The organism is Solirubrum puertoriconensis, assembly GCF_001483135.1.
Lineage (GTDB): Bacteria > Bacteroidota > Bacteroidia > Cytophagales > Hymenobacteraceae > Solirubrum > Solirubrum puertoriconensis.
This window is the reverse complement of record NZ_LNAL01000005.1, coordinates 131,928-144,123: the sequence shown is the minus strand read 5'-3', so window position 1 is coordinate 144,123 and position 12,196 is coordinate 131,928. Positions and strand designations below refer to the sequence as shown.

The following is a 12,196-nucleotide window of genomic DNA, read 5'->3' as shown; positions in this document are numbered from 1 at the left end:
GCCGAATTAAGCATTCGCTAGGCCTAAGCTATGCTCGGATGAGGTCAGATACGTGAACATCGCGTCGGCCACTGGCTGTGCCAAGTAAAACACAACTTTGACTACTGGAACGGTCTCACCGTTGCCTTTGGCCAATGAACTTTGCTCAAAGGAGACAGGGCTCACCTCGCCCATGTAGTAGAAATCGGCGCCCTCGCCGTTGCTCTTCTTGATGAATAAAGGCAGGCGCAAGTTCGTCGCAGCGTGGTTTTGCATCGCGACAATCTCCGGACTGGTCAGTTTGCGGTTGGACTTGGACATCCAGTGAAACTCCCGGTGATCCGCGAAGCCCTCCTCGTATTTGGTACTGTCCGTGATGTCCTCCTCCTTGTGGTAGTTCACGAAAATGGGACAGGAGCCGTGTTTTACTTTGTACCCATACACGGTGGAGCTTTCGTCCTGGTCCCAGTTTAGGATGCGGCATACGTCCTGACGCGAATATTTCTGGTAGAGAAAAAAGCCGTCAACATAAGGGCTTTGCGCGGCGTAGCCCGAGTAGCGGGCGCGCGCAAAAGCGAGCACATCGCGCAAGTACTCCCCGAAAATGGCTTTGGAAACCATGGCGGCAAACGAGGGGACCAGCGAAATAACCCCATCCGCTTCTTCCACAACGGGCGTGGTTTGCCGGATAAAGGCGAAATTGAGGTTGCGCAGGCAAGAAGTTAGCGTGGCTACGCTGGCTTGCCGATTAAACTGCAGGGATAAGGCTAAGTTGAGGTCCTCTAGCTTTACCGGGTTGCCCGGCAGTAGTAACTCAAGCAGGAGCACTTCTTCGATGCGCTTGGCATTCGCAATAAATGTGGAAATCAGCTCAAGCAGACGGCATTCCGTGGGGCTTAACTGCCCCTGCATACTCGGCTCGAGTCCCGCCACAAAGTTAAAGTACGAGCCCGCTCTCGTGACATACATGAAAGGATCTCGGGCACCGTGCTCGAGAAAGTCCACCATGGTGGGAATGCGGCCTAGCTTAAACCTGAGCAGCTTGTAGTCCTGCACCAGCTCTTTCTTACCATCCAAGGTTGCCCGATCAATAGCTGCGAAAATGCGTTGTTGAGCGATTTGGTCGAAATTGATAGTAGAGGCACCCGGCAGCATGCTGCTACCACCCACCATGAGCTTGCGCAACGTGTCCTTGTTGTAAGTGGTGTCCCCAAATAGGGCGATTGGCACCAAGTAGTTGTTTTGGTAGTTGCCGATGAAATCAATAACTGTGAGGTGTTCTTTGCCTTCAGCCTTGCGCAACCCCCTGCCCAACTGCTGCACGAAGACAATGGCGGACTGGGTGGGCCGCAGCATGATCACCTGGTTAACCCGCGGTATGTCGATGCCTTCGTTGAAGATGTCGACCGTGAAAATGTAGTCAATGCGCTCCGCCAAGACGTCGCTTTCAAGGCGTGAGATCGCCTCTGCACGTAGGGTTTCGCTGCTGCTACCGTCTAGCGCTACGCTGCGCAAGCCCCGGGCGTTGAAAGCGGCCGAGATAGCGCGGCTTTCTTCCACGTTCCGGCAAAACACCAGCCCTCGCACTTGGCCATCGTCGCAGCCGTAGAATCGAGCCTTTGTTAAGATGTGCTCCACGCGCTCCACCGCCACGAGTTGATTGAAAGCAGCGGCCTCGTTTACCACTTCCCCATCCACTGTCACGTCCGTAACGCCAAAGTAGTGGAAGGGAGCGAGCATGTCCTCCGCCAAAGCCCGCTGCAAGCGAATCTCGTAGGCTATGTTGTGGTCGAAATGCTGAAATACGTCGTAGCCATCCGTACGCTCAGGAGTGGCTGTCATCCCGAGCAAAAACTTAGGGCGAAAATAGTCGAGCAAGCGTCGGTAGGACTCCGCTCCTGAGCGGTGCGTTTCGTCGATGACGATATAGTCGAAGTGGTTCGGGGCAAACTGACGCAAGTGGTTTTCCTGCGCTACTGTTTGGACTGTGCTAAACACAAAGTCCGCTTCTGCCTCGCGCCGATTACCCGAGTACATACCCGTGCTCCGGCTATGCCCAAACACTTGCTGAAACGTGCGTCTGGCCGTTTGGGCGATGTTATTGCGGTGTACCACAAACAACACGCGTTTAGCCCCGCACGCTTGCGCATCAAAAGCCGACAGGTACGTTTTGCCAGTCGCCGTCGCGGAGATCAACAAGGCTCGCTGTTCTCCCTTCACTCGTAGCGCCGCGAGGTTGTGCAGCGCCTCGCGCTGCATAGCGTTAGGTTTCACCGCAGCCGTAGTTTCTAAACTCACCTGAGCCCTTAAACGAGCGGCGAGTTTGAACTGCGCGTGATAGATCTGCTCGTAAGCCGTTAAGAAGTCCTCGGTGACGGGAACCGCTTGGGTAAATTCGTCCTCGAATGTAGCCAGTACCGTTTGCAAGAGCTCACTGGCGGGCGTAGCCGAGACTTGCAGGTTCCATTCTTTATTAGACCTAAGGGCGCTATCGGTGAGGTTGCTGCTGCCAATACAGACATCATAAGTGCCGCGCTTTTTAAACAAGTACCCTTTCGCGTGGAAGTTGCCCTGGGTGGCGATGCGCAGCTCGAGGTTGCTAAACTGCAACAGCGCGCGCAGCGCCTCCGGCTGGGTGAAATTCTGGTACTGCGAGACCAACACCCGGCCCTTGATTCGGCGGCGCTCGAGTTCTTGCAGCAGGTGCAGTAGGGTTGCCACTCCGCCTTTAGTAGCAAAGGCCACCGAAAACCAGAACTCCTCGCACTCAGCTAAGTGCTTGTGCAAAGCCGCGAGCACCGTCTTGCCGTGGGCCTGGTGGTTTATCAAAAGCTGGGGCAGGAACGCTTCGGAGGCTGGCAGCCCCGCATCCATAAAGCCCCGTTGCAGACCGGCCAATAATTCCCCGGAAAGAACAGCTGTCATTCCAATCCCGCTTACTGGGCCATCAGCTTATCAACTATGGGCAGGTCAGCGGCAGCCCAGTCCAAGCTAAGCAAGCCTGAGGCGGGTAGCCATTGATAGCCCACGTGTTCGGTAAGCACGAGCTCTCCGCCGGCGGGGGTACATAACAAGCTGTGCATGGTAATTTTAAAGTCGGGGTATTCGTGCTCGACGGTTAAAAAAGCAGCGCGTACGTCAACCTGCAAACCCAATTCTTCGTGAATTTCCCGGATGATTGCCTGCTCTTGGGTTTCGCCGGGCTCAACTTTACCCCCTGGAAACTCCCACTTGTGGGCGATGTAATGGTACTTGCTGGGCCCGCGCTGCAGGCAAAGAATTTGATCGCCGTTCTGAATGACGGCAGCGACCACCTCGTGGTGTTTCATGTAAGCTAAGACAAGTAAGTCCTTTGGGGACGGCATTGAACAGTAAAGGTGGCATTCCTGGCGCAGCATCTCTAGGGTATCGCTATTTTTTTGCTGCCGGACAGCTAAATAGAAAGGGGAATACCTACCAGCCATGGATTGCCATAGCTTGGGGGTTTATGACCCTTATCCATTGGAGCCTGCTGTGGCCTGATACCACGGCCCCCCTGCCACTTGACGGCCTTCGCGCCCTTGAATGGAAAGCTTCACGAGCATGTTCGCGCTCGTAGACTGCAATAACTTCTGCGTTTCTTGCGATCAGGCTATTAACCCGGCTTTGGAAGATTTACCCGTCGTGGTACTCAGCAACAACGAAGGGTGCATCATTTCTCGCTCGGCCGAAGCAAAAGCCTTAATGCTGAAGATGGGGTAACCATACTTCCATGTTAAAGACCTGCTGCGCCGCCACCTGATATGAGTACTTTCCTCGAACTATAGCCTCTGTGGCGATTTGGCACGCCGCGTGATGGGGCAACTCGCCCAACTGGCGCCTGAGCTGGAATTCTGCTCCATTGACGAGGCATTACTTGGGTGAGAAGGTATGGTGCAGTGGCACGGCGATTTGGGTGTTTACGCACAGCTGGTGCGGCAGCCCACGCACATTCCATCCCACGTAGGCGTGGTTCCGTTTAAGGCCCTAGCCAAGCTGATCAACCGCGTAGCGAAGAAGCAGTCAGTGTTAAGCGGCATGCTTTACTGACCAGACAAGGTAGCGAGACGCTGGGCCCTGGAGCAGGTCGCCATAAAGGGACGTGTGGAGCATTGGCTACCGCTATGCCCAGAAGCTCCACACACCAGATACGTACGGCCGCACAGTTGGCCAGTGTATGGGAGGCGTGGTGGGCGTACGTCTCGTGTGCGAGCTGAAGGTGTATGCGTGCTACGAACTAGCGGCAAGCGAAGATGGCTCATTGATCCGGCAGAATATTGCTTGCACTCGCACCTTTGAGCAGCCACTAACAGAGTACTAGGACGTGCTTTGAGCTGTGGGCGCGTTTTCTCAACGTGCAGCTGAGAATCTGCGGCGGCACTCGGCCGCACACTTGCTCAAGGTGTTCAGCCAGAACCGAATCAGTTCGTATCCACCCCCCCACACGCACTCGACGGTACTCACTCTACCACCCGCTACCAGCGAGCTATTACGTTATGGTCGGGCCGCACTGTATCGGCTGTGTCAGCTGGGCACCGAGTAAATGAAAGCGGGCGTTCTATTAGGCGTCTAGGAGCTATAGGGACAACAGCTGAGCATTTTTACCAACGCAGCGCTTGCTGTACGGCGGGTCGAGCTTTCTGGCCGAAATCGATGCGCTTAATAAACTGCACAGTTAGGTACTGTGAGTTTTGCCGCCATACAGCCGCGACGCAAGCAAGCTGCCGGTGCTATGACGACGAAAGGAGCGTGAAGCAGTCCGGCACTTTCAACTCGTTGGAAGAAATTATGTCAGGTTAGGTAGTAAGCCCGAGTAGCTGAATGCTTTTCACTAATGCTGCGCGGGGCTTTGGGTTTGAAGCCTTTCAGGGAATGGTTTAACCTAAAGTTTGACCTTGCGGAAAGTAAGAGAAACTCGTCTGCCACGTTCCACTCGGACATTATCAATCAGGTCACTCTTCACTGATTTGATTCCATGCTTCCACTTGTATCTGGAATCTTCCGTCAATGAAATGACGCTCCTGGGTGCTAACGGTACGTCAATTTGCTCAGTGCCAGCAGCGTTAATGAGGTTCATAATGCAGCTGGAACCTAAGCTGATTGACACAATAGCGTCCTCGAAGCACGGAGTACAGTCGATGTGCGGCGCAATGCCTTGGCCAGGCAAGTATTCGTTAACAATTACTTGATCAGCAATTGTGGGCATTAGTCCATCTTTGCAGAGCTCAACAGCAAAATAGGCTGCCCATGCTGGCAAGGGGCCCAAGAACATGGAATAGTCGATGTTGCGGCTACGGTAATCGTAGCGGTAGCCATAGTGCTGAACACGCCGTTTCAGGTCATTGAGCCATGGAGCTGCGTCAATCAACGAAAGGAGTTTAAGTTCTTCCTTTACAGTCAAATAGTCCGCCATATACCGTGCCCCTTGAGGCAGTTCGGTGCTCAGTGGCTCGTCCGATTCGTGGACGAGCGAAGGGGACATCAAACTAGCTTCCATAGGTGAGAAGTTCATATCGTACCGTTTCAGGTTCAGAAGTGCCGCCAAACCTTCTGGTTCTGTATTGTACGGGCTCCTTTGCATGATGAACAACTTTGAGACCTGGCAAGTGCGTTTTCCACTCCTGGTACTTCGCATTCTTATCTTCGTGAACAGGGTTTTGATAAACGAAGTAAATCGGGGAGGTCGGGCATCTAGTATGCAATTGAATAACGAACGCTGCTAGATCATCTACAATTAAGGATGAACTGGCGAAGAGATAGGAAGCATTGATGAGGATTGCCTCGTTGCTCCGCACTATTCTCTCGGTTATTAGTGACAGCACCTCTTGGAAATCAACAAGGAAAAAAAATTCACTTGCTGAGAACAATGTGCTATCGGTAGCGAAATCCCTCGCTTTATCAAGCATTGCAGGCGCAATATCGACTCCAATATACTGCATTGGAATAGGTTTACCAAACCTATTCACAAATAGATCAGCAATTGCCAAACCAGAAGTTAAAGGGCCACATCCTAAATCTAGAAATACTAATTTGTTATTTTCATATATTAACGGAGCTAGTTTACTCACAAAAACTGAATATATATAGTAAGTTGTAAAATAGTGCTTACGCATGTTGAAATGACAATAAATCAACACACGATCGGCAGGAGAATATTCACTGAATGATTTTCGAAAGTCGGCTGTCCCAAATTCAAGAAGATACTGTCTTGCATAGCTAGAGGTAAGACCCAAGGGACTACTTAGATTTCCTCCAGGTGTTCTTGAATCTTTACGTAGCAATTGAGACACTTTTGAATCGAATAGTGACTCGAACACAACACTGGGTGACAATGGCTGTGGCTCAGCTTGTGCACTATCAAATCCATGAGTAATATCTAATATACCGCCGCTTGGAGGTGAATACCTTTTAAGTAAGGGCCACTTTTCAATATTTGTTTCGTGCGTAAACAGTTGTTGAAACTCTAACAAGTAGCTAGATATAGTAGACAAAGATTCTTCACCTCTACTTTTATAAATATGCAGTATCCGCAAAACATACCCAGTATAGTCAGCGTCTGGTTCATTCTCATCATATTGAGCTGATGAAAGCAAGTCAAGGATAATTCCGAAGTAATTGAGGTAATCTTTTTTATCAAATCCAATTTCTGTATAAATCTTTGATAAGGCTTTAAGTCTGATTTGAACGGACGAAGGGGGAAGGTGCGCCGCGATAGTGCGAATTTTCGCATAAGCGTTGCTTTTTTCATAGGCTAAGGCGAACATTTGCAACAGCAAACCTACACCATTGGATACCGTGTTGTTCCTTAGCCAATACCTACCTGCACCTGAAGTTGTGAATGCACCATATGTAGCTTCCAACAATTTTAGCCCTTCTGGAGTTGTTACTTCTGCATTGAGTAAAGCAAGAATGATTTTCGATTCGTATTCTTCTACCAACTCATCTAGTTCTACCAGCGAAGAGGCAGATGACAAGAGTTCTTGCAATGCAAGTAAATCCATGATTTAAAATTTGTTAACCGGAGCATTTAGTAATTTTAACGCGTGCTCTTGTTTTTCTTTTGGTATTGCATCTAATAGGGAAGCTATAAGTTCTTTAGGTATGGATAAACCCATTATTGACAACATTTGTATCACCGGATGAGCTAAGGGTACCGACGGCGGCAATGATTTGACAAAGGGCGTCCAATGGGAAATAGATACACTGATTATTGGATCAGCTAGTACTGAATATTTATTATCGATATAACCAACAGGAACATTAGGATATCTTGGAATATAGTCGTGCTTCGTCCTCAAATACTTGAAATCGTTAGGCAAAGTCTTTTTATCATTAAATGTGTATTGAAATACGCTCTCTGCCACGAAACGATCCAAAAACCTTTCTAGCTGAAGCTTTATCCTATTTATATGAATTGAAACAGCTCCAAAAACAACATCTTTCAAATCAATATTTTTATCATCTCGAATTAAGTTTTGATATCCATAGTATAGCCCTAAAATAGCTGCTGACGCAGCAATTTCATTTTCACTAACATTTAACTCTGAACTAAAATATATCCTAACTGCTTGCTTATCTGTGTGAGTTCGAGCCTTGTTATTGAACTTACATAACAAGATCAATAGTATTATTGGCAAGTTGTAATCAGGACGAGATACAGGAGCTGATGAGCGTATAAACTCAATGGCCCTTCTGTAATTCATTTCACCTTCTTGCTCTAATAATTCAAATATCTCCGCAACTGTGACTAACTCACTTATAGCAGCAATCTTACTACGTGCCCAACTGTAACTAAATGTACCACCAGCATAAATATGTTTGATTATTTCAGTTAACAAGTATTGCCGTGCAGTATGAGCAGGATTAACTATCTCAGGATCCTTAGATAAAAACAGTTTTGTTATAGAGTTAATACCAACCGAACTGGTTTGACCAACATCGTTAATCAAAGCCAAGGTAGAAGTAAATCTAACGTCCCAATCCGTTAAGTATCCGGTATGGTTGGCTCGCAGAAGAGAAGTGTTTTTCATAAATGCTAACATTCCTAAGATCCTATCATATTGATTAAACTTTTCAATAAATAAAGTATAATTATTGTGATTAAATATTCCACCTTTTTCCTCTCTCTTGCCAGATAAACTAACCTTCACTAGGTTCTCATATTGCACAGACACTAACCTATCAGGGAAGAAGAAATCATCATAAATCTCCCTAGTAGCAATATACTTTTTTGCTACCTCTATTCTAGAGAAAATAATTTGACGGATACGAGATACTGGTAAGGCATCATGATATAAAAAAATTTCATCAACGGGCTCAAGTGAATTTTTCTCATTTTCGACTAAGGCTAACTCAATTAAGACCTCATAATCTCTGAAATTGTTAACAATGCCAGGAGATAAGGGAAGAGCATAAGGAAAGCGAGTGAGCAAGTCAGGCCTACTTTCTCTGTTTTCTTTGTAAACGGAATCAAATTCCCAGTTAACAGGATAGAACAGGCCTGTATTGAGATATTTACTAATATTTTCAATATGCACTTGCAGATATAAAGACGTATTATTTTTATCAAAAACATTATACCTAATTTTATTTTTAGGTGTCGTCTTTCTTTCGTATTGATTTGAACGGGTATATTTCGATGCGCGTTCGTCACCAGCAGACGGAGTCGAGGCTGCTTCGTGTTGCTGGAGGTGGAACAACTCTGATTCGAGTGGCGCGAGTGCAGGACGTCTGGTGTATTTAGCCATTGTGGCTGTTCGTTAGAAGGGTAAGTCCTCTGTTGTTGCCGGTTGGGGTTGCGGCAGACGAGGTTGATTCTTGGTCTCAGCTACAAGTTGATGCCGATAGGATTCTTTCCGGAAGGCAGCAATACAGGAGGGAAGATTATTACCTTGGTATAGTAAATATAGTCGTTCTGTAGCACGCGTGCAGCCAACGTAATAGTGGCTTCCTTTCTGCCAGTCTGAGTCGGATCGAGCACGCTCCATTTCAGGCATAATAACAACAGGAAATTCAAGCCCTTTAACTGATACATAAGTAGTTATCAATATACTTTGCATATTGCGCATAACTGCTTGCTCCTGATGGGAAGGCATACCATTGTAGTAAGCTGAGCATTCGAAACCACGATGGCTTAGTTCATTGTAATAAATTATAACATCGGATTGCTTAGGAAGGACTATTGCAATATTTACAGCATTATTATCTTCAAGAATATTGCTCAACTGAGCAAATTTATCGGACACTTGAATGATGCGCGGTAGCCGCTCAGCCCCGCCCCTACCTTTAGTGGTGTTCTGTAATATGACTTCGGACTGAGCGACATCCATTTCTGGAACGAATTGGCGTGCAAAATCATAAACTTCAACAAAGTTTCGATAATTGAATTGTAGTTCAACTGGCCTAATACTTCTTCCTTGTTCTTCGAGGGTCCTTTCGATAACTGCGGCTGTCGCACCGTTCTCAACAATGCGTTGAGCTGTATCGGCGCCCACTAAAAAGCGTCTGCCCTTGTGAGGCAAGGCTTCGAAAATGTACGCTGGTAAATCTTGCCCTTCATCAACTAAGACTTCGTCATATATATATTTGTCATCTGTAATCTTCTCCCGCAGTTTTGAACCGTTTTGATATGCCGACAAATTATCACCAGTTTTATCTTTAAACCAACGATAAAGACCATAGATATTAACTCCTGGGTAGGCATTCTGTAAGCTATAGACTAAGAGCTTGTGTTTGGTTAAAAATAAGATAGGCTTTTTTTCTACAAATAAGCGACGAGCCCGCATTATCGAAACAGTTGTTTTACCTGAACCTGGACGGCCAGTAACCAACTGGTCGAGGGGACCGTCGTAGCTGATAGCGTCAAGCATCTCGATTCCACCCGCGGAATTGAGGATATCTTGCTCGGATATAATGGCGAATTGAAAGCGCATGCAACGTGTGATGTGTAAAGAGTTCTGTTAAAGAGCTGACTAGGAGAAACTTATGTTTTCAATGTATCTAATAAACCTCATTCCCTCAGTCCTTTTGATTAGGTTATTAGTTCAGGCAAAGCTCTAGCAATGCCAAATGTTTAATAAAGTAAGCGTATTATTTGTAATAAACACAGCTTGCGTAAGGGTGAGGTAGCAGCAAAACTTGTGAAGTTAAGCACTTCGTGGGCATAGAAAGTATACGCTTAAGATTCTTGGAAATTCAAAGCAAAATCGCAAAAAGCCTTGTATGGCATTTGCAGTATTCTAATAATCAATATTTCCTGAATACAGATGAAGCTTTATACGATTTGCGCCATTGCCCCATCAAGGTTAAGCTCATGATATATTGAGAAAGCCTTATCAGCATTGCAAATAGCTTGCGTAATGTTTCCTGCAAGTACTATTATAGCCGCCCTATGCGCTTTTGATAACATACTGTGTTACCTAGTGAGAACATACTGGATTAATAATTGCCAAAAGGTTAAGAGTGCGTTTAGGAATTAAAGTGGGGGTAAACATAAATAAGCCATTGAGAGCCAATTGGGATATCTATTGTTACCGGAACCGGCGGATATCAAGGAGTGCTGAGAATTTGAGCTTAACACCTGATCTTAATCTCATTCCATGGTGTAAAATATCAGCATAACTTGATCACCCCATAATGTGGGCTGGTAAGTTTTATAAATAAGGCTTCACCATTCTGTCTGCTAGACAAGCTTAGTGACGTTCTCATCACGGATCAGATCATAGTAGCGTATGCCTATGTTAGAGGGGGGGGTGATAGTCGTCAAGCTGGGCTTTATAATCTTACCGCTGTCGCTTACTAAGTTGTGGATGGAGCCGAACGCTACCTCGCCGCCATGCATCAGCCCACTAGCCACCAGCTTTAGCACGGAAATTGCCTTCCAGGCATATTCTGGGTCTAAAGGAAGTGAATCTGCGCTAAGCATAGTGAGTGAAAAAGGCATTCCCACTCACTAGTTGAAGGTCCTGGCGACGCCCTCCTTGGCTCACTAAAAAGTTCATTCCAATGAAACAAGGCACACGCTTGATAGTGCGGTTGTAAGACAAGAGTGCGTACAAAGGATGTATATAGAGGCTCTTCCCAAGCTATCCATTCGCTGTCGCTGCGTTTTTAGTCTCGCCTCTCTGTCAACACCATTGGGCGTCTGGCTGTAACGTGCGCACGAGATGATTCACCCATGTACTAGGCCTACTTAATGATTCACAGCTGCGATGTGTCTGTTAGGATGTATGCGCAAAATGATTTATGTGGTAGTAAGTTCTATATGTAAGGTTAACGTCTGTTAACAGCTCACAGACTCGCAGTGGCAAGCAATGCACGCGAGGTTACGGGTACACAGTAAGCGCCAGTAGTAGTGCTTACATGCAATTGTTGACGTCTTACTCTACGTGTGTCGCACCGACTGACAAAGGTGCTGCTTCCCTAACGCTTTCCCAAAATGGACAGAAGTAGACTACTACTTTCGTCGCTGGCAACAAGACTGAACACTGCAGCGCCTGAACCCAGCACTGAAAGAGGCCGACAGGCAAGCTCACGCTCAAGAAGCCACCCCGGCCATGCTGTGCTTGGACAGTCAAAGCGTCAAGCTAGGTCCACGTGTTACCGAAGACCCCGGCACCGACGGTGACATGCGTGTCAATGGGCGAAAAAGGTAGCTGCTTGTCGATAAGAATGGGCGTATTGGGGCCTGACGCTCACACGCGGCTAACCAGCACCACAGTCGTGGGGCAGCAAGCATACTATTAGAACGTCAACCCTGGGGCCCGCGCGTGACAACCATTACCACCTTCCACGCATAACATGGCCATTTCACTGAAGGACCACTTTAACGAGGCCTGCGGCACGAAATCGGTAGTCGGCCGCCTTCAGCCAACGGCTTCGTTTCGGCGGGCTGCCGCTGGGTGGTAGAGCGCGGCTTCATCTGGCTCGACTACTTCCGCCGTCTCGTCATGAACTACGAGTACACGCTCGAGAGCTGGGCCGCTTGGACGCTTTGGGACAACGTCACGCTCTGCTTGATTCGCTTTCCTAAATTCCCAAACAGGTTCTAAGCAATAATAAGTCTACTGTGTAAATAAGAAGATACGTAGTGCAGCACTTCTTGCTCTAAGAGCCTGTTGGGGAATTTGTTTTTCGCCGTACTACGCCCGCACGCATCTCCTAGCCACCGAACAAAGACAAGCCGGCGCTGAACAGTAGG

8 protein-coding genes are annotated in these 12,196 nt (G+C 47.5%); 2 read left to right on the top strand and 6 right to left on the bottom strand.

Annotated features, from left to right (window positions below; genetic code table 11):
• Positions 1-6: 6 nt before the first annotated feature.
• Positions 7-2,904 (bottom strand): DEAD/DEAH box helicase, encoded by a 2,898-nt coding sequence (locus ASU33_RS04425; RefSeq protein WP_059068613.1) that lies wholly within the window; start codon positions 2,902-2,904, stop codon positions 7-9.
• A gap of 11 nt (positions 2,905-2,915) precedes the next feature.
• Complete coding sequence (locus ASU33_RS04420; RefSeq protein ID WP_059068612.1) at positions 2,916-3,308, bottom strand: (deoxy)nucleoside triphosphate pyrophosphohydrolase; 393 nt, start codon at positions 3,306-3,308, stop codon at positions 2,916-2,918.
• Between the two features lie 235 nt (positions 3,309-3,543).
• Between ASU33_RS04420 and ASU33_RS21905 the strand changes: the two genes are divergently transcribed.
• Together ASU33_RS21905 and ASU33_RS21410 are read left to right on the top strand one after the other, a co-directional pair.
• Entirely contained in the window at positions 3,544-3,720 is a 177-nt protein-coding gene (locus ASU33_RS21905) for a Y-family DNA polymerase (RefSeq protein ID WP_078062874.1), read from the top strand.
• A 168-nt stretch (positions 3,721-3,888) separates the two neighbouring features.
• Positions 3,889-4,047: a hypothetical protein gene (locus ASU33_RS21410; protein WP_160328129.1), complete on the top strand. Its 159-nt coding sequence runs from the start codon at positions 3,889-3,891 to the stop codon at positions 4,045-4,047.
• Positions 4,048-4,879: 832 nt separating this feature from the next.
• Here ASU33_RS21410 and ASU33_RS04410 read toward each other — a convergent pair.
• Genes ASU33_RS04410 through ASU33_RS04395 form a run of 4 tightly spaced genes read right to left on the bottom strand, consistent with a single transcriptional unit; the run spans position 4,880 to position 9,929 of the window.
• Positions 4,880-5,494 (bottom strand): alpha-ketoglutarate-dependent dioxygenase AlkB, encoded by a 615-nt coding sequence (locus tag ASU33_RS04410; protein WP_286130410.1) that lies wholly within the window; start codon positions 5,492-5,494, stop codon positions 4,880-4,882.
• Positions 5,484-6,998 (bottom strand): class I SAM-dependent methyltransferase, encoded by a 1,515-nt coding sequence (locus ASU33_RS21185; protein ID WP_149867046.1) that lies wholly within the window; start codon positions 6,996-6,998, stop codon positions 5,484-5,486. The genes ASU33_RS04410 and ASU33_RS21185 overlap by 11 nt, the downstream gene beginning before the upstream one ends.
• Positions 6,999-7,001: 3 nt before the next feature.
• A complete protein-coding gene (locus tag ASU33_RS21180) occupies positions 7,002-8,744 on the bottom strand; it encodes a hypothetical protein (RefSeq protein WP_149867045.1) in 1,743 nt (580 codons plus the stop codon).
• A gap of 12 nt (positions 8,745-8,756) precedes the next feature.
• A complete protein-coding gene (locus ASU33_RS04395; protein WP_059068604.1) occupies positions 8,757-9,929 on the bottom strand; it encodes a 3'-5' exonuclease in 1,173 nt (390 codons plus the stop codon).
• Between the last annotated feature and the right edge of the window lie 2,267 nt (positions 9,930-12,196).